This window comes from Desulfotomaculum sp. OF05-3, from assembly GCF_003435535.1.
In the GTDB taxonomy this organism is placed as follows: domain Bacteria; phylum Bacillota; class Clostridia; order Lachnospirales; family Lachnospiraceae; genus Pilosibacter; species Pilosibacter fragilis.
Window position 1 is genome coordinate 109,033 of record NZ_QWGO01000005.1, and the last position, 23,010, is coordinate 132,042.

The 23,010-nt window shown below is 51.7% G+C and carries 20 protein-coding genes; 17 read left to right on the forward strand and 3 right to left on the reverse strand.

Translation table 11 applies throughout. The features are described 5' to 3' along the window. Window positions 1-221 precede the first annotated feature (221 nt). Window positions 222-1,481: an FAD-dependent oxidoreductase gene (locus tag DXA87_RS04505; protein ID WP_117472246.1), complete on the forward strand. Its 1,260-nt coding sequence runs from the start codon at window positions 222-224 to the stop codon at window positions 1,479-1,481. Window positions 1,482-1,604: 123 nt separating this feature from the next. Here the strand turns inward: DXA87_RS04505 and DXA87_RS04510 are convergent, their stop codons facing one another. Both DXA87_RS04510 and DXA87_RS04515 read right to left on the reverse strand, forming a co-directional pair. After that, the gene (locus DXA87_RS04510) at window positions 1,605-2,636 is read right to left on the reverse strand and encodes a L,D-transpeptidase (protein WP_133304047.1); all 1,032 of its coding nucleotides are present in this window, start codon (window positions 2,634-2,636) and stop codon (window positions 1,605-1,607) included. A 170-nt stretch (window positions 2,637-2,806) separates the two neighbouring features. Then, window positions 2,807-4,282, reverse strand: coding sequence for a DUF1846 domain-containing protein (locus tag DXA87_RS04515; RefSeq protein ID WP_117470130.1), 1,476 nt, complete (start codon window positions 4,280-4,282; stop codon window positions 2,807-2,809). 409 nt (window positions 4,283-4,691) lie between these two features. Here DXA87_RS04515 and DXA87_RS04520 point away from each other — a divergent pair, with 409 nt between their 5' ends. The 13 genes from DXA87_RS04520 to DXA87_RS04580 all read left to right on the forward strand — a co-directional run bounded on the left by DXA87_RS04520 (window position 4,692) and on the right by DXA87_RS04580 (window position 19,699). Beyond that, on the forward strand, window positions 4,692-6,035 hold the full coding sequence (locus DXA87_RS04520; RefSeq protein WP_117503417.1) for a putative glycoside hydrolase: 1,344 nt from the start codon (window positions 4,692-4,694) through the stop codon (window positions 6,033-6,035). 14 nt (window positions 6,036-6,049) lie between these two features. Beyond that, on the forward strand, window positions 6,050-6,664 hold the full coding sequence (locus DXA87_RS04525) for a DUF1653 domain-containing protein (protein ID WP_117503418.1): 615 nt from the start codon (window positions 6,050-6,052) through the stop codon (window positions 6,662-6,664). Then, on the forward strand, window positions 6,661-8,583 hold the full coding sequence (gene uvrC, locus DXA87_RS04530; protein ID WP_343221128.1) for an excinuclease ABC subunit UvrC: 1,923 nt from the start codon (window positions 6,661-6,663) through the stop codon (window positions 8,581-8,583). The genes DXA87_RS04525 and uvrC overlap by 4 nt, the downstream gene beginning before the upstream one ends. Before the next feature lie 363 nt (window positions 8,584-8,946). Then, window positions 8,947-9,876: an HPr(Ser) kinase/phosphatase gene (gene hprK, locus DXA87_RS04535; RefSeq protein ID WP_117503419.1), complete on the forward strand. Its 930-nt coding sequence runs from the start codon at window positions 8,947-8,949 to the stop codon at window positions 9,874-9,876. Between the two features lie 15 nt (window positions 9,877-9,891). Further along, complete coding sequence (gene murB, locus DXA87_RS04540; protein ID WP_117503420.1) at window positions 9,892-10,761, forward strand: UDP-N-acetylmuramate dehydrogenase; 870 nt, start codon at window positions 9,892-9,894, stop codon at window positions 10,759-10,761. Window positions 10,762-10,789: 28 nt separating this feature from the next. Continuing rightward, window positions 10,790-11,659 (forward strand): RNase adapter RapZ, encoded by an 870-nt coding sequence (gene rapZ / locus DXA87_RS04545; RefSeq protein WP_117470045.1) that lies wholly within the window; start codon window positions 10,790-10,792, stop codon window positions 11,657-11,659. 2 nt (window positions 11,660-11,661) lie between these two features. Beyond that, window positions 11,662-12,621, forward strand: coding sequence for a DNA-binding protein WhiA (gene whiA, locus DXA87_RS04550; RefSeq protein ID WP_021905251.1), 960 nt, complete (start codon window positions 11,662-11,664; stop codon window positions 12,619-12,621). A 47-nt stretch (window positions 12,622-12,668) separates the two neighbouring features. Further along, a complete protein-coding gene (locus DXA87_RS04555; protein WP_015552596.1) occupies window positions 12,669-12,923 on the forward strand; it encodes an HPr family phosphocarrier protein in 255 nt (84 codons plus the stop codon). Window positions 12,924-13,148: 225 nt separating this feature from the next. Next, a complete protein-coding gene (locus DXA87_RS04560) occupies window positions 13,149-16,628 on the forward strand; it encodes a DNA polymerase III subunit alpha (protein WP_117503421.1) in 3,480 nt (1,159 codons plus the stop codon). A gap of 196 nt (window positions 16,629-16,824) precedes the next feature. Continuing rightward, window positions 16,825-17,802: a 6-phosphofructokinase gene (pfkA, locus tag DXA87_RS04565; protein WP_015552594.1), complete on the forward strand. Its 978-nt coding sequence runs from the start codon at window positions 16,825-16,827 to the stop codon at window positions 17,800-17,802. 60 nt (window positions 17,803-17,862) lie between these two features. Next, window positions 17,863-18,240 (forward strand): metalloregulator ArsR/SmtB family transcription factor, encoded by a 378-nt coding sequence (locus DXA87_RS04570; protein WP_015552593.1) that lies wholly within the window; start codon window positions 17,863-17,865, stop codon window positions 18,238-18,240. Further along, entirely contained in the window at window positions 18,237-19,031 is a 795-nt protein-coding gene (gene dapF / locus DXA87_RS04575; RefSeq protein ID WP_117503422.1) for a diaminopimelate epimerase, read from the forward strand. The genes DXA87_RS04570 and dapF overlap by 4 nt, the downstream gene beginning before the upstream one ends. 230 nt (window positions 19,032-19,261) lie before the next feature. Beyond that, the gene (locus tag DXA87_RS04580) at window positions 19,262-19,699 is read left to right on the forward strand and encodes an Lrp/AsnC family transcriptional regulator (protein ID WP_015552591.1); all 438 of its coding nucleotides are present in this window, start codon (window positions 19,262-19,264) and stop codon (window positions 19,697-19,699) included. A 147-nt stretch (window positions 19,700-19,846) separates the two neighbouring features. Here DXA87_RS04580 and DXA87_RS04585 read toward each other — a convergent pair whose 3' ends face one another. After that, window positions 19,847-20,062: a hypothetical protein gene (locus DXA87_RS04585; RefSeq protein ID WP_117484983.1), complete on the reverse strand. Its 216-nt coding sequence runs from the start codon at window positions 20,060-20,062 to the stop codon at window positions 19,847-19,849. Between the two features lie 302 nt (window positions 20,063-20,364). Between DXA87_RS04585 and DXA87_RS04590 the strand changes: the two genes are divergently transcribed. From DXA87_RS04590 to DXA87_RS04600, 3 genes are all read left to right on the forward strand, one after another. Next, window positions 20,365-21,150, forward strand: a complete 786-nt coding sequence (locus DXA87_RS04590) for an N-acetylmuramoyl-L-alanine amidase (RefSeq protein WP_117470042.1) — start codon at window positions 20,365-20,367, stop codon at window positions 21,148-21,150. A gap of 181 nt (window positions 21,151-21,331) precedes the next feature. Continuing rightward, on the forward strand, window positions 21,332-21,970 hold the full coding sequence (locus DXA87_RS04595) for a cytidylate kinase-like family protein (RefSeq protein WP_015552589.1): 639 nt from the start codon (window positions 21,332-21,334) through the stop codon (window positions 21,968-21,970). A gap of 176 nt (window positions 21,971-22,146) precedes the next feature. Continuing rightward, window positions 22,147-22,797, forward strand: a complete 651-nt coding sequence (locus tag DXA87_RS04600) for an HAD family phosphatase (RefSeq protein WP_117503423.1) — start codon at window positions 22,147-22,149, stop codon at window positions 22,795-22,797. Window positions 22,798-23,010 lie beyond the last annotated feature (213 nt).

Below are 23,010 nucleotides of genomic sequence, written 5' to 3' on the forward strand. Positions count from 1 at the left end.
AATATATAGGGCAGGGACTGCCCAAATTAACGCCTGTGGAGATAGTAGGTTACGAGGTCGATGAATCAGGAAGCCCATTAGCTTAAGACAATGGGTAGTTCACCCTGGTCAGATAAGCCACACCTTTTTCCGATCGTGAATTATCGTAAATTCATATCGGCGGGAGTAGTGGCTCTGACTTGATTGACAACATGTGCTTACAAAAAGGAGTGAATCTTGATATGGAGCGTTCCTATCAATATGATATAGTAGTTGTTGGCGGCGGTACTGCAGGTGTGGCCGCGGCAGTCGGAGCGGCGAAGGCTGGAGCGAAAACGCTTTTGGTGGAGCGGAATGCTTATCTCGGAGGAGAGGCGACGAACTCAGGAGTTAATTGCTTCTGTGGATTTTATACATGCGGATCGGATCCGGTGCGGGTGGTGAAAGGGATCGGGCAGCTTGTGCTGGATGAGATGAGGGCACTGGGTCCGACGATCGCTGAGGAGATTTCCGCATCCGGGAACCGGGATATTATCTTTCAGCCGGAATATTTGAAATGCGCGCTGGATAACCTGTTGGAAAAGGAACATGTGGATTATTTTTTACATACGGTGCTGATCGGGGCAGAGACTGTGGAGAATACGATCCGGACGATTCAGTGTGCGGATGATGAAGGCCTGTTTACCGTTTCAGCAAAGGCATTCGTGGATGCAACTGGAGACGCAAATCTGTCCAGACTTGCGGGTGCGAAGCTCATATGGGGAACCGATGGCGGACATCCGCAGGCAGCGACGCTGACCTTCCGGCTGAGCGGTGTGGCAGCGGATGTGGATCTGTCACCGGCGGCGGTTGAGCGGGCAGTGGTGAGAGCGAAGGCAGAAGGGATCAGAAACCTTACCAGAGAAAAAGGATTTATTCTCAAAATGGAAAATTCTGGGATCGTCCATGTACTTCTTCCGAGCATTATTCCGGAAGGACTTTCAGCGGAAGAGATGACACGGATGGAGAGGGAGACGAGGAAACAGGTGCTCGGGTATATCCAGGCGTTGAGAACTTATATGCCGGGAATGGAGCACAGTGAGCTGGCGGTGATCGGACCATCGATCGGTTTTCGGGAGACGAGAAAGCTGGTGGGAAAGGAGACGATCACGGCGGACGACGTGATCTCCGGGAGAAAGCGCCCGGACGGTGTGGCCCGGGGCGGATGGAAACCGGAGATTCACAGGGATGTCAACAAGATGGCGACTTATATGGAAGTGAAGTCGGGAAGCTATTTTGACATTCCTCTCGGGGCACTTCAGTCGGAGAATGTGAAAAATCTGTTTGGGGCAGGGAGAATGATCTCGGCGGATGAGGCGGCATTTGCGGCTGTGCGTGTTATGGGAACATGCTTTGCGACCGGGCATGCAGCAGGCGTCGGGGCGGCGTGTCTGGCGGTGGATGAAAGAGCGGAGATCGAGCATGTCAGGGAAATATTGAAGGAGCAGAATGCTTTGGTATAAATATTCAGAAATTGCAGTGAAATAATATGGCAGCCGTTCTATTGGTGGAAAAGAGAACTAAGCAATTGAAGCAGTTGAAATACAAAAAGGACCTGCGAGCGTCAGGTCCTTTTTGTAAATAGTTTATCCGATCTCCGGATCCGTAGGATCCCAATCCTGACCTTCCGGAATCTTCTCGGCTTCCGGTCTGTCAAACGGTGCTGGAAGATTGTCGCCTACGGTGACGACAGTGCCGGACGGGCAGTGGTCGTAGATCCATTTGCAGTCGGCAACGGTCATGCGGATGCAGCCGTGGGAGGCAGGAGCGCCGAGTTTGTTGTATTCCTCAGCGGTAATGTTGTGAATGCTTGTGGTCTTTCCCGGGACGCTGTGGAAGAGGATGTTGGTGTTGCCGAGTCTTGTACAATATTGACCGTATGTGGACTCGACGAGGGCATGCCATCGGTATTTGCGTGTGGTTTTAAAGGTTCCCGTTGGAGTCTGGGAATTTTCTTTTCCCGGGGAACAGATAAAGGTCCGGTAAGGAATGATATATCCGTTTCCATCATCCGGGGCATATACGGTTACCTGGCAGCGGGCACGGTCCACAACGATCTGGAAAGACTGTGCAGAGAGGATGCCCTCAAGGTTCTGGACCAGCGTGCAAGCATTCTCATCGAAGTAGAATTTGTATCCGTCAATATACTGCCATCCCTTGACGGCATGACCCGCAGCGTCGAAATAGTACCAGCTTCCGTCCGAGCTTCTCCAGGCGTTCGCAGCGAGCTCGCCGCCCTCGTCGCGGTAGATAAGCCCGCCTTCCTGTTCATGAAGTCCGGTTGGAAGGTCCTGCACCGGCGTTTCACGTTTCTGTACCTGTCCACTTACGGTCCAGAATCCGTCGGAATTTACCTGGAAACCGTCTGGTGTTCTTGTGTCCGCCATCATAAAGCCGTTTTTATCGAAATAATAGCATTCCTCCAAGCCGTCCTGATCTCCGTCGATCCAGTACCAGCCGTCGGCGGCGCTTGTATTGTCATCGGTATAGTATTTCCACTGGTTCGGTCCGCCCTCGTTGGACCATGTTCCGGCATAGGCTATAGCCGGATTCGCGAGCATGACCGCAAAAACAGTCCCGAGACCTGCGTAAAGTGCATTTCTTGATTTCTGATTCATGATCTGATTCTCCAAAGTTTTCTTCCTACCTATTGTAGGTACATTCTGTCGAAAAGGCAATCATTTTTTTCGACAAACTTTGCGTTTCAACAGAGTGTCGGACGAAAAAAGAACCGCTCGTCTGTCGCAGGACATCCTACTGGCAGACGGCGGTCTTTGCAATCTAGGAATTACCCAATTTTCTTATCTTCCTGCACCGGCTCACAGGTAAGTCCGATGCCGAGCTTCTTAAAGACATTCTTATCTACATTGGACAGCATAACTGTTGTGTGTACCTGGCAACCGCGGAGCTTCGGGAGCTGTTCTAAAGCGATCCTTGCGTTCTCGTCGGTAGCAGCACAGGTGGAGAGGGCGATGAGCACCTCATCGGTGTGCAGTCTCGGGTTGCCGCTGCCGAGGTAACGGACCTTTAATTCCTGGATCGGAGCGATGGACTCCGGGGAGATCAGGTCGATGGAGTGGTCGATTCCGCCCAGCTCCTTCACTGCGTTTAAGAGAACGGCAGCGGAAGCGCCGAGGAGCTCCTTTGTCTTACCGAGAACGATCTTTCCGTCCGGGAGTTCCAGGGCAGCAGCCGGGGCATCTGTCTCTTTCGCAAGATTTACAGCGGCAGGAACAACAACGCGGTCCTTCGGGGAGATCTTTGCCTGCTTCATGATCAGTTCGATCTTGTATGCCTCGTTCTGGCAGGAATCATCTTTTACGACCTTCTCAAGAGCCTGGTAGTAGCGGCGGATGATCTCCTGGCAGGAAGCCTCGCGGCATGCCTCGTCATCGAAGATGCAGAGACCGGCCATGTTGACACCCATATCGGTCGGGGATTTGTACGGGCATTCGCCGAAGATTCCCTCAAAGATGGCGCTGAGCACAGGATAGATTTCAACGTCGCGGTTGTAGTTGACGGTGGTCTTTCCGTAAGCCTCGAGATGGAACGGGTCGATCATGTTCACATCGTTCAAGTCTGCAGTTGCGGCCTCGTAAGCTAAGTTTACCGGGTGCTTTAACGGCAGGTTCCAGATCGGGAATGTCTCGAATTTCGCGTATCCGGCCTTTACGCCGCGCTTATTTTCGTGGTACAGCTGGGAAAGGCAGGTCGCCATCTTTCCGCTTCCCGGCCCCGGAGCTGTAACGACAACGAGTGGACGTGTCGTCTCGATATAGTCATTCTTTCCGTAACCTTCATCGCTGACGATAAGCGGAATGTTGCTCGGATAGCCGTCGATCTCATAGTGGCGGTATACCTTAAGGCCAAGCTTCTCCAGCTTGTGTTTGAACTGCTGGATCGCCGGTGTGTCAACGTAGCGGGTAATTACGACACTGCTGACATAGAGTCCGCGGTCGGTGAATACATGGATCAGGCGCAGCACATCCAGATCGTATGTAATGCCCAGATCGTAGCGGACCTTGTTCTTTGTGATATCAGCGGCATTGATGGCGATGACGATCTCTGCCTGGTCAGCCAGCTGCATGAGCATGCGGAGCTTGCTGTCCGGCTCGAAGCCCGGAAGTACACGGGATGCATGGTAATCATCGTACAGCTTGCCGCCAAATTCCAGATATAATTTATCGCCGAATTTGCTGATCCTCTCGCGGATATGGTCAGACTGCATGGCGAGGTATTTGTCGTTGTCGAAACCCTGCTTGATCATTTGTTTTTCTCCTCTTAATAGTCATATTAAATGAAAATGAGCCGGTCTGGAGTTTCCAGGAAAGACATCCGGCTGAAACAGCTGTGGGGCAGACATCCGGATCATTTTCAAAAAGTTTTCGTACCTGCGGCTTTTGGCAGCCGTTCGTACCTATCTATCTATTATCCATCAAAAACCTCATTTTGAACAGTAGTTTTTTAATTTTTCTTTCCCAAATCCATATACTTATGATATTATGGTGGTAACTTGAGTTCTTATCTCCTGGCAGATGATGAAATAAACTGCAGGAAAACTTAATGGCAGTAGTGACGGAGAAAAATCAGTATTCCCTGTTGACAAGGAATCAATAAATGTGCCAGTCTCCGTGAAATTACTGACTGTGGATTGAAATAAAGGATGAGCGAACATGAAAAAAATGCTATTTGCGTTCTCCATGGCGGGTCTGTTCCTGTTATCGGCATGCAGCAGACCGGCGGCGGAGGAGACTGAGACAGCAGGGACAACAGCCGGGGCGGAGAGCACCCAGGAGACCAGCGGTGTCCTGGTGATCGAGGATGCTGGGGAAGATAAAAATAAGACGATCTCCGTGCGGATCGTGGACTCCTCGAACCCGGCGCTTCCGGGGCGCGAGGCGAAGAAGGTCCGCGGCATCTACATTACGGGGCCGGTGGCCGGAAATGAGGAAGTCTTAAACGGTGTTCTGGACGGGGCCCTGACTGCGGGAATCAACGCGGTGGTCATAGACTTTAAGGAGGATCAGGGACGGATCACATGTCCGGTGGATGCGGCGACAGTGAACGAGATCGGTGCCAGTATCCCGTATGTACGGGACATGAAAAGCCTGATCGAGAGCCTCAAGAAGAGGGATCTCTATGTGATCGCGCGAGTCGCGGCCTTCAGGGATTCCTATCTCGCGGAGAAGAAACCGGAGTGGAGCCTGAAACTGCCGGACGGAAGCCTGTACCAGGACCGCCAGGGAATGTACTGGGTGGATCCGTACCGCCAGGAGGTCTGGGATTATCTTCTGGAAGTCGGAACGGAGGCAAAAGATCTCGGCTTTGATGAGGTCCAGTTCGACTATCTGAGATTCCCGAACGAGGCGTCGGCAGGTCAGGTCGTCTACGACGAAGCAGTGATCCGGGGGCGTTCCAAGACGGATACGATCCTGGAGTGTACCAATTATTTATATGAAAATCTCGCGTCCCAGGGACTTTTCGTCTCTGCGGATGTGTTCGGCACGATCATCGGAAGCGGCGTGGATTCCACTGCCGTCGGACAGAATTATACGGAGATGGCGAAGATTCTCGACTATATCTGCCCGATGATCTACCCGTCCCACTACAGCTCTGGAAACTTCGGGCTGGAACACCCGGATACGGAACCGTATAAAACGATCTTCGGGGCGCTTCAGAAGTCTGGAAAGGTCCTGCTGGATGCGTCGAGAGCCGACAACCATGAGAGCCGCCAGGCGATCGTCCGCCCGTGGCTTCAGGACTTCACAGCCACATATCTCGGGGAAGGAAATTATATCACCTACGGTGATGCTGAGGTCGCGGAGGAAGTCCGCGCCGTCCAGGATGCCGGATACGAGGAGTGGATGCTGTGGAGCGCGGCGAATAAGTACCATTTAGAGGGACTTTCCGGGGACGGAAGCAGTGCAGCGGCAGCGGAAGTTTCGGGCGAAGGCGAAGCCAGTTCGGATGGTGGAGAAACATCTGCCGAGACAGAGCCCGAAACAGCTCAACAGTAAAAATGGAGAACAAAATGAATCAGATTCGTAAAACACCAGTGCCGGGAGAATTCTACCGGCACTTTAAAAATAAGTTATATCAGATCATCGCGGTTGCGACCCACTCAGAGACCGGGGAAGAAATGGTAGTCTACCAGGCTCTCTACGGGGACTTCAAGATCTGGGTGCGTCCGCTTGACATGTTTTTAGAGGAAGTCGACCGGGAGAAATACCCGGATGCGGTGCAGAAGTATCGGTTTGAGAGAGTACGGCTTGTAAAGCCACAGAATGCGGAAAATTCCGCTCAGAATGCAGCTCAGCCAGTGCGGCAGGCACCAGCAGAACAGAAGCCGTCGGCAGACAGCGACAGCAGCGCCAAAAACACCACCGCCCAGGCCCCAGATGAAGACCAGCCCGTCAACCAGGAGCTCCTGGACTTCTTCGATGCCATGGACGAAAAAAACTATGATCTGATGCTGGAATGCCTGACAAAGCTCCAGACCCATGCAACCCAGAAAGAACTGGATGATATCTGCATGGTTCTGGACATCCATCCGCCGGTGGGCTGCGATGATGTTGGATCCCAGATCATGTTCATCAAGCGCCACCTTGCGATGATCAGAAAGTTTGACGGGGAGAGATTGCGTTGACAGAGAATGATATTCCTTTCAATATTGAAGAAGAATTAAAAAAACTCCCAGCATCGCCGGGAGTTTATCTCATGCATGATAAGCACGATGAGATCATATATGTAGGAAAAGCCATAAGCTTGAAGAACCGTGTGCGCCAGTATTTCCAGAGCAGCCGGAACAAGACGGCCAAGATTGAGAAGATGGTATCCAGGATCGCGAGATTCGAGTATATCATCACGGACTCCGAGCTGGAGGCCCTGGTTTTAGAGTGCAACCTCATCAAGGAACACCGCCCGCGGTACAACACGATGTTAAAGGATGACAAGACATATCCCTACATCAAGGTCACTACGGACGAGCCGTTCCCGAGAGTCCTGTTCTCCAGAACCATGAAAAAGGACAAATGCCGGTATTTCGGACCATATACCAGCGCCGGAGCGGTGAAGGACACCATCGACCTGATCCACAAGCTCTGGAAGCTCCGGACATGCAGCAGGAATCTTCCGAAGGACATCGGAAAGGAACGTCCGTGCCTGAACTACCACATCAAACAGTGCTCAGGGCCGTGCCAGGGCTATATTTCCGAGGTGGAATATAAGAAATCTGTCTCCGAGGTCATCGAATTTCTGGACGGAAAGTACACTCCGGTGCTGACGATGCTGGAGGAAAAGATGATGGCGGCCTCCGACGCGATGGAGTACGAGCAGGCTATCGAGTACCGGGAACTCTTAAACAGCGTGAAGCAGGTCGCCCAGAAGCAGAAGATCACGAGCCATAGCATGGAAGACCGGGATGTGATTGCCATGGCGAGGGACGACGCGGACGCTGTGGTGCAGGTATTCTTTGTCCGGGATGGAAAGATGATCGGCCGGGAACATTTCCGTGTCTCCGCATCCACGGCAGACAACAATTACCAGATCATCGGAAGCTTTGTAAAACAGTTCTACGCGGGAACTCCATTTATCCCGAGAGAGATATGGGTGCAGGAAAAATTTCCGGAGATGGATCTCATCGCAGAGTGGCTCACGAAACGCCGCGGTCAGGCGGTAAAATTCCTGATCCCGAAAAAAGGCCAGAAAGAGCGACTGGTGGAGCTTGCGCAGAAGAACGCGAAGCTTGTGCTTGACCAGGATAAGGATAAGATCAAGAGAGAAGAACTCCGGACCATCGGCGCCATGAACCAGGTGGGAGACTGGCTGGGGCTGGAAAAAGTCCGCAGGATGGAGGCCTACGATATCTCCAATATCAGCGGTTTCGAGTCCGTTGGTTCCATGGTAGTCTTCGAGGACGGACGTCCGAAGCGGAACGATTACCGGAAATTTAAAATAAAGACCGTCCAGGGACCCAACGATTACGCGTCCATGGAAGAGGTGCTGACCCGCCGGTTCACCCATGGCATGGAGGAGCTGGAAGAGGAGCGAAAGAACCAGGAAGACGGGGCGGAAGCGCCGGATGGAAGCTTCGGAAGCTTTACGCGGTTCCCAGACCTGATCCTCATGGACGGCGGCCGCGGACAGGTGAACATCGCGCTGAGTGTGCTGAGCGAACTGAAGCTTAACATTCCGGTCTGCGGCATGGTAAAGGATGACAATCACCGGACCAGGGGACTCTACTATAATAATGTTGAGATCCCCATCGACCGCCATTCCGAGGGCTTCAAGCTCGTGACGAGAATCCAGGATGAGGCACACCGGTTCGCCATCGAGTACCACAGAAGTCTGCGAAGCAAGGCACAGGTACACTCAGTCCTCGACGATATCGAGGGCATCGGACCGGCGAGAAGAAAAGCATTGATGCGCCGGTTCAAGTCCCTGGAGGCGGTGCGTGATGCAACCTTGGAGGAGCTTGAGAGCACGGAGGGCATGAATAAGCGGGCGGCGGAGAGCGTCTACGCCTATTTCCGCGAGAAGGACCGTGCGCCGGAGATCACGGAGTAAATGCACGGGATGAAGCAGGAAAATCTCGTGACATTCGGCCTGTGATATGATAGGATGGAGATAACTGTGCGCAGAGCTGTAAATTTATATCAGAAGCGATGCCGACAGGATATAAGATAAAAAGAACAGTATTGTAACTGTTCAGTAGGTCTGCGCACTTGCTGCGCTGACCGTAAGAAAACATAGGCTGGAGGACAAAAATCCCATCAGCGAAGCTGATCTTGAATGGATTTTTGCGTGTAACTATGAAGGTACTGAATAGTTACACAGTATTTTAAATCGATAGAATAGCTGCGAATTGTTCCGAAGAACTGCCGCCATGATTCGAGGCAGCGGCCAGATACAGGAAAGGAGAACTATGCCATGTACGGAGTTACAATAGCTGAATTAATAGAAAAAATGGATTTCAAAAACCTGACCCCGGAGCTGGACTGCGAGAAGATCGTTGTCTCCCACCCGGACGTGAACCGTCCGGCGCTTCAGCTCACCGGATTCTACGCACATTTTGACAATGAGCGTGTACAGATGATCGGAAACGTGGAGATCGCGTACCTCTCCGGGCTCACAAGAGAGCGTCGGATCGCCATGTATGACAAGCTGATCTCCAGCAAGATCCCATGTCTCGTGTTCTGCAGAAACCAGACCCCGGAGCCGGAGGTCGCAGAACTCTGCAGTCATTACGGTGTTCCGTGCCTGCTCTCCGCGAAGCCGACATCCGATACCATGGCGGAAGTCATCCGCTGGCTGAAGGCAAAACTTGCCCCGTGCATCAGCATTCACGGCGTTCTCGTCGATGTGTTCGGCGAAGGCGTTCTGATCACAGGCGAGAGCGGAATCGGTAAGAGCGAGGCCGCCCTGGAGCTCATCAAGCGTGGACACCGTCTCGTAAGTGATGACGTTGTGGAGATTCGCAAGGTCAGCGATGAGACTCTCGTCGGTTCCGCCCCGGATATCACAAGATATCTCATCGAGGTGCGCGGGATCGGCATCATCGACGTGAAGACCCTGTTCGGTGTCGAGAGTGTAAAAGATACCCAGTCCATCGACATGGTCATCAAGCTCGAAGAGTGGGATAAGGATAAGGAATACGACCGTCTCGGACTTGAGGACCAGTACACGGAGTTCCTTGGAAATAAAGTTGTCTGCCACAACATTCCGGTCCGTCCGGGACGTAATCTGGCAGTTATCGTAGAGTCCGCGGCGGTCAACTACCGTCAGAAGAAGATGGGCTACAACGCGGCCCAGGAGCTCTACAACCGCGTGCAGGCGAATATCGCTAAAAGAGGCGAATAAAAAGGAGAAACATTCATGGAAATCAGAACAAATGAGCTGATGGCGCGGCACACATCATTCCGCGTCGGCGGCCCGGCAGACCGGTTCATGATTCCGGAATCAGAGACAGAACTCCGCGAGGCGGTCCTGGACTGTAAAAAGTCAGGACAGCCCTGGTACATGATCGGCAACGGAAGCAATCTCCTCGTGGGAGATAAAGGTTTCCGTGGCACGATCATCAGCACAGAGCGTCTCGCTGAATTAGAAGTTCAGAAAAACGAAAACATTATCATCGCCGGGGCAGGCGTGATGCTCTCAAAGCTTGCGAATACGGCGGCGAGAGAGGAACTCACCGGCCTGGAGTTCGCGGCGGGAATCCCGGGAACCGTCGGCGGTGCGGTCATGATGAATGCGGGCGCTTACGGATCCGAGATGAAGAACGTACTCCTGTGGGCAGATGTGATGGACCAGGACGGAAATGTGAAGCTGATGAAAAACGAGGAGCTGGAGTTGGGATATAGAACGAGCTGTCTGGAGCGCCTGGGACTTTTCACAGTCCGCGCGGCATTCAAGCTGACACCTGGCGATCCGGAGGTGATCCGGTCGCAGATGGAAGAACTGGCAAGAAAGAGAAAAGAGAAGCAGCCGTTAGAATACCCGAGCGCCGGAAGCACTTTCAAGCGCCCGGAAGGACATTTCGCCGGAAAACTGATCGAGGATGCCGGTTTAAAGGGATTTTCCGTCGGCGGAGCCGCGGTCTCCGAGAAACACGCCGGATTCGTGATCAATAAGGATCATGGAACGGCGGCGGATATTTTGGGACTTTGCAATGAGGTAAAACGCCGGGTAAAGGAGAGTTCCGGGGTAGATCTCGAGCTGGAAGTAAAACTCTTAGGTGAATTTTAAAGGTGCACAATACAGGGAGGAATTCTCGTTGAGACTTGTAATCGTGACAGGTATGTCGGGCGCAGGAAAGACCACGGCATTAAAAACACTGGAAGACATGGGCTTCTATTGTGCCGACAACCTGCCGGTCCTTTTAATTGAAAAATTTGCGGAGCTGGTCATGAACGGACAGAGCGAAAAGCAGGACATCGCCCTGGGTGTGGATGTCCGAAGCGGTGAGGAGCTGCCGTATCTGGAGATTATCATCCGGAAATGGAGAGAAAATAAATACCCGTTCTCGATCCTGTTCCTGGATTCCTCCGATGAAGTTCTTATCAAGCGCTTCAAGGAGACGAGACGCAGCCATCCGCTCTCAAGAAACGGCCGCGTGGAAAAGGGAATCGAGCTGGAGCGGGAGAAGCTCGCCTTTTTAAAAAAAGAGGCGGACCAGGTCATCGACACCAGCAGACTTCTGACAAAAGAACTGCGCCATGAGCTGGAAAATCTCTACAGCGAAGCGGATGGATGCAGCAGCATGTTCATCACAGTCGTGAGTTTCGGTTTCAAGTATGGGATCCCGGCGGATGCCGACCTGGTGTTTGACGTGCGCTTCCTCCCGAATCCCTACTATGTGGAGGAACTCCGGTTCCATACGGGAACGGAGCAGGCGGTACAGGACTATGTGATGCAGGGTGGTACCGGGGAAGAGTTCTTAAAGAAACTGAATGATCTTCTGGAATTCGTGATTCCGAAATATGAACAGGAAGGAAAAACGCAGCTCGTGATCGCGATCGGATGCACCGGCGGACGCCATCGTTCAGTGACGATCGCAGGAGAAGTATTTAAGCGTCTGACGGAGTCCGGGCGGTACGAGATCCGGCTGGAACACAGGGACGCGGGGAAGGATGGAGGAAAGTAAGTATGTCTTTTTCTTCCAGGATCAAGGAAGAGCTTTCCAGGCATATGAGTCCGGCAAGGCATTGCCAGATCGCCGAAATTGCGGCGATTTTAAGCCTTTGCGGACGGATCCAGATTTCCGGGGACGATCATTACAGCATCAAGATCCACACGGAAAATGTGACAGTTGCCAGAAAGTGCTTTACATTATTGAGAAAAACATTTAATATAGAAACTGATATCTCTATACGGCGGAATGCGCACCTGGGAAAAAACAGGATCTATTCAGTCTGTGTGAAACAGCATGAGGATGCACTCCGCGTATTGAAAGCCACAAAACTTCTTACGGAGGACGGAGAGATCGGAGAGAATCTTTCCGTTGTGGGAAATGTGGTCGTACAGAACCCCTGCTGCCGCAGGGCATTTCTGCGCGGCGCTTTTCTTGCATCCGGCTCCATCAGTGATCCGGAGAAGTTTTACCATTTTGAGATCGTCTGCGCGACAGATGCGAAAGCCCGCCAGATCCAGTCCATTATGGCAACGTTTGACATTGATGCAAAAATTGTCATCCGCAAACGCTATTATGTGGTATATATTAAAGAGGGGAGCCAGATCGTGGATATCCTGAATGTGATGGAGGCCCATCTGTCACTGATGGAACTGGAGAACATCCGCATCCTGAAAGAGATGCGCGGAAATGTCAACCGCCAGGTCAACTGCGAGACGGCAAACATCAACAAAACAGTGTCAGCCGCTGTGAAGCAGATCGAGGATATCGAGTTTATCCGCGACACGGTAGGCTTTGAAAGTCTTCCAGATGGTCTTGCGCAGATTGCAAAGGCAAGACTTTTAAAACCGGAAGCGACGCTGAAGGAACTGGGCGAAGACCTGGAACCGCCGGTTGGAAAATCGGGTGTCAACCATCGATTGAGGAAGCTTGGTGAGATGGCGGAGAAACTGCGGGAACAGGGAACCGAAACGTGAATGGAGACTAGTAAGCGCCATTCTTTGTGCAATTGAGGAGGATTATTATGACAAAACGTACGGTGACTATCGAACTTGCTTCTGGTCTGGAGGCTCGACCGATTGCGATGTTAGTGCAGCTTGCAAGCAGCTATGAGAGTACAATTTACGTCCAGAGCGACAACAAAAAGATCAATGCCAAGAGCATCATGGGCATGATGACACTTGATCTTCCGGTCGGCGAGCAGGTGGTCGTGACAGCGGACGGAGTGGACGAAGAGAAAGCAGTAAACGATATTGAAAAATATCTTAGCAACAACTAAGAAATAAGTCAGGACATGCGCAGATTTGCGCCGGAAAGCGTGTTGCAGGCTCGCTTGCATAAGCGCTTTCTGGTGCGAGGCTGCATACGGACAACGTCCGGGCTTCTTATTCGCCTGTAAGGCGGACAAGAAGAGGCATGTCTGTATATAGCGACATTACGGGACTGCCGCCTTTCGGGGTGACAGTCCTTTTGCAATTGATGATAAAAAATACGGAGGAGACAGATGGCATTTACACACTTGCATGTCCATACAGAGTACAGTCTTTTAGACGGATCCAGTAAAATCGGAGAGCTGGCGGCGCGGGCAAAAGAGCTTGGCATGGACAGCATGGCGATCACCGATCACGGTGTCATGTACGGGGTGATCGATTTTTACCGGGCAGCCCGTGCGGCCGGGGTCAAACCGATCATCGGCTGCGAGGTGTATGTCTCCCCGGGCTCAAGATTTGACCGCGAGACTGTACACGGCGAGGACCGTTACTACCATCTGGTCCTTCTCGCGGAAAACAATACAGGATACCAGAACCTGATGAAGATCGTCTCCAAAGGCTTTGTGGATGGCTTCTATTATAAACCGAGGATCGACGAGGAGGTCATGCGGGAGTACCACGAGGGAATCATCGCTTTAAGCGCCTGCCTTGCCGGAGAAGTCCCGAGATATCTGGAGAAAGGTCTCTATGAGGACGCAAAGGCGGCTGCAAAACGCCATCTGGAGATCTTCGGCGAGGGCAATTATTTCCTTGAACTTCAGGATCATGGGATCCCGATGCAGCGCCAGGTAAACCAGGGGATCATGCGACTCTCAAAAGAATTAAATATCCCGCTTGTGGCGACAAACGACTGCCACTATATCAACGCCGAGGACTGGGAGGCCCATGATATCCTGCTCTGCATCCAGACAGGAAAAAAGGTCTCTGACGAGAACCGTATGCGCTACGAGGGCGGACAGTACTATGTGAAGTCCGAGGAGGAGATGCGCAAGCTTTTCCCATACGCCCCGGAAGCCATCGAGAACACCCATAAGATCGCGGAGCGCTGTAACGTGGAGATCGAGTTTGGTGTTACAAAACTCCCGAGATTCGATGTGCCGGAGGGCTACGATTCCTGGGGCTATTTAAACCATCTCTGCGACGAAGGTTTCGCGATGCGGTACCCGAATGATGATGGGACGCTCCGCGCCCGCCTGGATTATGAACTCGGAACCATCAAGAGCATGGGCTACGTGGACTACTTCCTGATCGTGTGGGATTTCATCAACTTCGCGAAATCCCATGGGATCGCTGTGGGACCGGGGCGGGGGTCTGCGGCGGGAAGTATCGTGGCGTACTGCTTAAAAATCACAGATATCGATCCGATCCGGTACCAGCTCCTCTTTGAGCGTTTTCTGAACCCGGAACGAGTATCCATGCCCGATATCGACGTGGATTTCTGCTACGAGCGCCGTCAGGAAGTTATCGACTACGTTGTGGAAAAGTACGGGAAGGATCAGGTGGCCCAGATCGTCACTTTCGGTACCCTGGCGGCCCGCGGCGTGATCCGCGATGTGGGGCGCGTCATGGACCTGCCCTACAGCCTCTGCGACCAGGTATCGAAGATGGTCCCGGCGGAATTAAATATCACGTTGGACCTGGCACTCAGGAAAAACCCGGAATTAAAGGCGCTATATGATTCAGATGAGCAGGTAAGAAAGCTCATCGACATGTCAAAGCGACTGGAAGGACTCCCGCGCCACACCTCCATGCACGCGGCGGGCGTCGTGATCTCCAGGACCTCCATTGACGAGTATGTCCCGTTATCGAGAGGTGCCGACGGCACCATCGTGACCCAGTTTACGATGACGACGCTGGAAGAACTGGGCCTTTTAAAGATGGACTTTCTGGGACTCCGCACACTCACTGTCATCCAGGACGCGGTGAAGATGATCGAAAAGAACTGCGGTGTGAAGCTCGATCTCGAGCACATCGATTATGATGATAAAAAGGTCATGGATTCTCTCGGAACAGGAAAGAACGAGGGCGTGTTCCAGCTGGAAAGCGGCGGCTTCAAGACCTTCATGAAGGAATTGAAGCCGACTACCCTGGAGGATATCATAGCCGGAATCTCCCTGTACCGTCCGGGTCCAATGGACTTTATTCCGAAATATTTAAAGGGAAAGAATGACCCGGAATCCATCACCTACACCTGCCCGCAGCTGGAGCCGATCTTAAAGCCGACCTACGGCTGTATCGTCTACCAGGAGCAGGTCATGCAGATCGTCCGAGATCTCGCCGGATATACCCTCGGCCGAAGCGACCTTGTGCGCCGTGCCATGTCGAAGAAAAAGGCGGCGGTCATGGCGAAGGAGCGCCAGAACTTTGTTTACGGAAATGAGGAAGAGGGCGTAAAGGGCTGTATCGCCAACGGGATCGACGAGAAGACGGCAAACCAGATTTACGATGACATGACGGACTTCGCAAAGTACGCCTTCAACAAGTCCCATGCGGCGGCCTATGCGGTGGTTGCATATCAGACCGCGTTTTTAAAATATTATTATCCAAAGGAATTCATGGCGGCGCTCATGACCTCCGTGATGGACAACACCACGAAGGTCTCCGAGTACATTCTCGCCTGCCGGAACATGGGAATCCCGATCCTGCCGCCGGATATCAACGAGGGATACAGCGGCTTCTCCGTATCCGGAAACGGTATCCGTTACGGACTTTCCGCCATCAAGAGTGTGGGCCGGGCCGTGGTGGACGTGATCATCGCCGAGCGTGAGAGCGGCGGTCTCTTCAAAAACCTCGATGATTTTGTGTCCAGAATGTCCAACAAGGAAGTCAATAAGAGAACGCTGGAGAGCTTCATTAAATCTGGTGCCCTGGACACACTTCCGGGAACGAGAAAGCAGAAGCTTATCGTCTCCGGTGACCTTCTGGAGAGCAAGTCAAAAGAGAAAAAGACGGTCATGGAAGGTCAGATGAGCTTCTTTGACATCGCCCCGGAGGAGGAAAAGGACAACTTCCATATCACGTTCCCGGATGTGGGCGAGTATGACAAGCAGACACTTCTGGCATTCGAGAAGGAGACCATCGGCATCTATGTCAGCGGTCATCCGATGGAGGAATACCGGGAACTCTGGGAGAAAAATGTGACGGCGAGAACTTCCGATTTCGTTGTGGATGAGGTCGGAAAGACCATTGTGGAGGATAATTCCAATGTGGTCATCGGCGGAATGATCACGTCGAAAAAGGTGAAGACTACAAAGACGAACCAGCTCATGGCATTCATCACCGTTGAGGATCTTGTGGGCACGGTGGAAGTTCTCGTGTTCCCGAAGATCTACGAGAAGAACCGTCAGGCGTTCACCGAGGAAAACAAGGTGTTTATCCGCGGCCGGGCGTCCATCGGTGATGACCCGGTAGGAAAGCTGATCTGCGAGGAAGTGATCCCGTTCACCGATATCCCGAATGAGCTTTGGCTTCAGTTCGAAAATCAGGCATTCTACGCGAGCCACATCGACGATGTCATGGCGGCACTCCGTGATTCCGACGGAAAAGACCGGGTCATTATGTATTTAAAAGAAGAACGGAAAATGCGCAGACTTTCCGAAAACTGGGCAGTCCTCGCAGGGCCGGATCTTCTGAACCGCCTGTATAAGATCCTTGGTGAAAAAAATGTCAAAGTTGTGCAAAAGGTCATTGAAAAGAAGGGCAAAGTGTATTAAAATGTAACTGTTTGGTAGGTCTGTGCATTCACTGCGCTGACCGTAAGAGAACATTGGCTGGAAGGCAAAAATCCCATCGGCGAAGTCGATCCGGAATGGATTTTTGCATGTGACTGCGAAAAAACTGAGCAGTTACATTAAAATAAGGACGTGTACGGCGAATGATTGACAGAATTTTTTTATGGAGGAAACCCATATGTCAAAGAAAGAAGTCAGAACGATCGGAGTATTGACCAGCGGCGGAGATGCCCCTGGAATGAATGCGGCAATCCGTGCGGTTGTAAGAACCGCTATCAATAAAGGCCTGAAGGTAAAAGGAATCATGCGTGGCTACGCCGGACTCCTTCAGGAAGAAATCGTAGATATGGACAGCGTCAGCGTTGCGGACACGATCAACCGCGGCGGTACGATCCTTTACACAGCCCGCTGTGAGGAGTTCACAACTGAGGAAGGCCAGAAGCGTGGCGCTGAGGTATGTAAGAAACATGGTATCGATGGTATCGTTGTGATCGGAGGAGACGGTTCCTTCCGCGGTGCCGGAAAGCTTTCCGCTCTCGGAATCAACACGATCGGTCTTCCGGGAACCATTGACCTTGATATCGCCTGTACCGACTATACGATCGGTTTCGATACCGCTGTAAACACAGCGATGGAAGCCATCGATAAAGTTCGTGATACTTCCACCTCCCACGAGCGCTGCAGTATCATCGAGGTTATGGGAAGAAATGCCGGATATATCGCTCTCTGGTGCGGTATTGCCAACGGCGCGGAGGATATTCTCCTTCCGGAGCGCTACGACGGCAATGAGCAGTACCTGATCAACCGGATCATTGAGAACAGAAAGCGCGGCAAAAAGCATCACATCATCATCAACGCTGAAGGAATCGGACACTCCACTTCCATGGCAAGAAGGATCGAGGCGGCGACAGGTATCGAGACCCGTGCCACCATCATTGGCCACATCCAGCGAGGCGGTACACCGACCTGTAAGGACCGTGTTTACGCGTCCATCATGGGTGCGAGAGCTGCAGAGCTTCTGGCGGAAGGAAAGAGCAACCGTATCGTAGCCTACAAGGACGGCAAGTTCGTGGATTTCGACATCCAGGAGGCACTGAATATGAAGAAAGACATCCCGGAGGAGCAGTACGAAGTAAGCAAACTTCTCGTGCGCTAACTGCGTGGAAAGAACTGCTGTCCGTATGACCTGCGGCAGCAGCAGTAAAGGAGCAGGAACATGGGTATCAGAGAGGACGAAAAGATCGCCCCGCACTGTGAGTTTATTCATGTCCACGACAAGGTGGTAAAACGGGTGATGGACGTGATGCCGGAAGGCGAGGAGCTCCAGAATCTTGCGGAATTCTTTCGGGTATTCGGCGATTCCACAAGGATCCGTATTCTGTATGCACTCAGCCAGTCGGAGTTATGTGTGTGCGATATTGCAAGTCTTCTCGGAATGGGACAATCTGCGATCTCCCACCAGCTTCGGATCCTGAAGCAGATGCGCCTTGTCAAGTTCCGCAGGGAAGGAAAGAGCGTTCTCTACTCTCTTGCGGACGGTCACATCCAGACGATCCTCGCACAGGGGATGGAGCATATAGGAGAGAAAATATGAAATTCACGAAGATGCAGGGCATCGGAAATGATTATGTTTATGTAAACTGTCTTGAAGAGACTGTGGAAGATCCCTGCGGGACGGCAAAGATGGTCAGCGACCGCCATTTCGGAATCGGATCGGACGGATTGATTTTAATTAAGCCGTCAAGGGTTGCGGACTGCCAGATGGACATGTACAATCTGGATGGATCCCGGGGTGCCATGTGCGGAAATGGGATCCGCTGTGTCGGAAAATACGCCTATGACCACGGAATCGTGGATAAGACGGAGATCGACGTGGAGACTGCATCCGGAATCAAGCATCTGTCTATGAAATTAAAAGACGGCAAGGTAGAGCTTGTGACGGTGGATATGGGGCGTCCGGTGCAGACCTCCGAGATCGGGGAGCCGATCACGGTGGATGGAAAAGAGTACCGTTTTACCGGCGTGTCCATGGGAAATCCCCACGCGGTGGTATTTATGGATGGAATCAAGGATATGGAGATCGAAAAGATCGGCCCGTCCTTTGAAGTCCACGAAAAATTCCCGGACCGCACCAACACGGAATTCGTGGAGATCGTAGACCGCGGACATGTAAATATGCGTGTCTGGGAGCGTGGTTCCGGAGAGACGCTTGCCTGCGGAACAGGTGCCTGCGCGACGGCGGTCGCCTGCATCTTAAACGGTCTTACTGACGATGAAGTCCGCGTGACACTGCTCGGCGGCGACCTTCTGATCCGTTGGGACAGAGAAAAGGACACTGTATTTATGACAGGTCCGGCGGCGGAAGTGTTCCACGGGGAGATCTGAAATACCAGACTGACAGCAGCCGGGTGCCTTTAAAACAGTGCTGGATCCGTGAAAATACGGTCGGGCAGCATAGATAAAACATGAACGCAGGAATCGTTTGGTGGTCTGGATATCACAGATGTCTGCCGCAGGGATGCGGCGCGGCTGAACGGTTATCTGTATATAGATAAGGAGTTCCGGGCATATGACACAGCTAAATATACTTGAAAACCGGAACAAAGGAGATAATTATGGATCATATTGACAGGGAGATTCTGCAGATCCTGCAGCATAACGCGAGAGCGTCCTTGAAAATGATCGCGGAGAAGACATTCCTTTCTTCCCCGGCGGTTTCAGCAAGAATTGAAAAACTGGAAAAAGATGGAATCATCACATCCTACCAGGCACAGATCGATCCGATGAAGCTTGGATATCACATCCTCGCCTTCATCAACCTCAACGTGCTTCCGGAGGACAAGCAGAAATTCTATAACTACGCGGAAGGAATCCCGAACATCTTAGAGTGCAGCAGCGTTACCGGAGAATACTCCGTGATCATGAAGGTTGCCTTCGAGAGCACAATGCAGCTCGATAGCTTCCTCGGCCAGCTCCAGAAGTTCGGCAAGACCAGTACCCAGGTGGTATTCGCCACCCATGTAGGTCCACGAGGCGTGCAGGTACAGGAATAGGAATACATACGAAAAATAAAAAGGACATCTGAACGAGAGATACGAGGGTATTTCTGGTTCAGATGTCCTTTTTGCTGCAAAAACAGCGTTTTTTAATCTGCCGCAGGAATTTCCAACCAATTGTTGGATGGCCTGCGGCAGAGATATTTATAAGATCGCAACCAATGCCGACACGATCGGGATCGAGATCATGGGCAGCAGAGTGGAGATACAGATCCCTTTCGACACCAGGGTGACATCTTGGTTGTATTCCATACAGAGCATGGACACGTTTCCAGCAATAGGGCAGCCGGAGAGGATCGTGGAGATCTCTAAAAGTATGCGGTTCCTGATAAAGAATCTCAGGACGAGGAAGGTGATCACCGGGAGACCTTCGACTCAAAAGTCTTATCGATCACGCCGGATCGGTTGGCGAGATAGCCGGTGAGCATTAAGAGAAAGAGACTCACCATCTGGTTGAATACGATTAACATGGTGTAAAGAGATCCTTTCGTGTGATTGCCAGGGAAAGTTTTAAGACATGGATGGCGCAGGTCTGATGATACGGGAATATGATAAGGTATCCGATCATTCATTCAAAAAATCGCTGTGGATATCCGGACAGCGCAGATTTTGGACTCAATGATTGTATCATATCATAAAATTTATGAAAAAGGAGAATAATTTTGGCAAAGCAGAACAGTGTCATCATTGATCCGGGTCACGGCGGGAGTGATCCGGGGGCGGTATATGGGAACAGACGGGAGAAGGACGATACGCTGGCGTTGTCTTATGATATCGGAAATGCCCTGGAACGCCGGGGGGTCCGGGTGGAGTACACGAGAGTCGGCGATGTATACAACAGTCCATATGAGAAGGCGCAGATCGGGAACAGCTCCACGGCGGATCTGTTTTTGTCGATCCATCGGAATGCCATGGCGGTGCCGGGGTCTGCTTCCGGAACTCTGAGCCTGATCTTTGGGAGAGGTGGCGATGCGGAGACATTTGCGGAGAATATCAACAAAAAGCTTGCGGCGGTGGGCTGGAACGACCTTGGAATCAGTGAGAGGCCGAATCTTGTGGTCCTCAGGGATACAGCACTTCCGGCGGTTCTTGTGGAAGTTGGATTTATCGACAATGAGAAGGACAATGACTTCTTCGATGAGAACATGAGCCGGACCGCGGATGCCATCGCGGATGGGATCGTGCAGACATTTGCGGAGCTGGAAAAGCAGACGGCAGGCGAGGAGATGCCGGGCTTTTATATGGTTCAGACCGGGATCTATCGGGTAAGAGCCAACGCGGAGAGGGAAGTGGAGCACCTGAAATCCCAGGGATTCCCTGCGTTTATGACGTTTAAGGACGGACTTTATTATGTCCGCGCCGGGGCATTCCGGAATATGGAAAATGCAGTGCGGCAGGAGCAGGAACTTCGAAAGCTGGGATATCCGACATTGCTTGTAAAGACATGAGTTATATGCCTGTATTTTGTAATTGTGAAACTTACGAAGGAGCTGAAAAACAGCGAAAATATTATAAAAAAGACTTAAAATTTCAAACTATATATGGTAAAATACAGATAGAATAAAAAGCATTCCCATGATTTTTCCAGGTACATCTGCCGAGAGGCGGGAGGGGAAGAAGGAGGCATTTATGGCGGAGAATAAGAAATTTGTGATCACGGTCGGAAGACAGTATGGAAGCGGCGGAGCAGAGATGGCGAAACGTCTCGGCGAGCGCCTTGGACTTCATGTTTACGATAAGGAGATCTTAAAGATGACCTCCGAGGAGAGCGGGATCCGCGAGAGCTATTTCCACCTTGCCGATGAAAAAGCCGGAAATAAGCTGTTATACCGGATCATCCACTCTCTGATTCCGGAAAACGGAACCCCGTCTCTGGGATCTGACCTGATCTCATCTGACAACCTGTTCCGGTTCCAGTCATCGGTCATCCGGAAACTGGCTCAGGAAGAATCCTGTATTATTATCGGCCGCTGCGCCGACTATGTCCTCGACGGAACTGAAAACCTTGTCAGGCTCTTTGTGTATGCGGAGATCGAGGAGAGGATCAACAAAGTCCGTGAGAAAGGATACTTCCCGGAGGAAGATATCTTAAAGAATATTAAGCGGATCGACCGGGAGCGCCGCGACTATTACCGCTACTATACCGGAAAGAGCTGGGAGAATCTTGAGAACTATGATCTGATGATCAACACCACGAAACTTTCCTACGATGATATGGTGGAGTGCGTGGTAGACTACCTGAAAATGCGCGGGATTCTTGCAAAATAGAGGGAAATACGATAGAATATAGGCGGCTTATCCTTAAGCCGCCTTTTTCCGTTAACCGGAAATTTTGATGGAGCTTCCGGCTGATGAAAAAGGCACTACATACCAATCATGCACACCCGCGTGAAGATATGGATTGCCGCAGGCGTCCGCGCGAGGTTTGCCGGAAAGGAATTTACATGAAGATCACACGCCCGATCAGGGCCGTCCTCTTTGACATGGACGGCGTTATGGTAGACAGTGAATTTGTATATATGAAATACCTGCTGGAGTTCGCAAAAGAAAAGAACCCGGCGGTGACAATGGAAGACATCACCCCAATGGTAGGCCGCAGCAGACAGGATAGCTGGACTGTGATGGAACGGGCCGTGAATAACGGTGAGACCTGGGAAACACTGATCAAAGAGTGGGCCGAAAGAGACATTTACAGCCGGATCGATTATCGGAAGATCTTCCGCCCGGAGATGAAGACCACAGTGCAGGAATTAAAGCGCCGCGGCTATACAGTCGCGCTGGTATCCTCCACAGGTCCGAAGCTGATCTCGAGGATCGTGGAGGAGGTGGGCATGCGCCCGGAATTTGACCTGATCGTCAGTGGAAAGCAGTTTAAACAGAGCAAACCGAATCCGGAGATCTACCACTATACAGCGGATACTCTGGGAATCCGTGAGGACGAGTGCTTTGTCGTGGAGGATTCTACCGTGGGCATCGAGGCGGCATACCGCGCCGGAATGTCAATCGCCGGTTTGAAGGATGACCGGTTCGGATTCGACCAGAGTAAGGCGGATTACCATATCGATTCAATATCTGATATTTTGAGATACCTGTAATTTCTTCTAAAGCAGTTAAGCTTCAAAAATGCTAAAACCATGGACAGGTTATATAAAATGATGTTGGGGTCAAAAACATTTGCCCTCACAGTTACGCGCAAAAATCCATTCCAAATCGGCTGTGCCGATAAGATTTTTGCTATCTATTCTAAGTTTTCTTACGGTCAGCGTAGTAAATGCGCAGACCTACTGAACAGTTACAATCACACTATA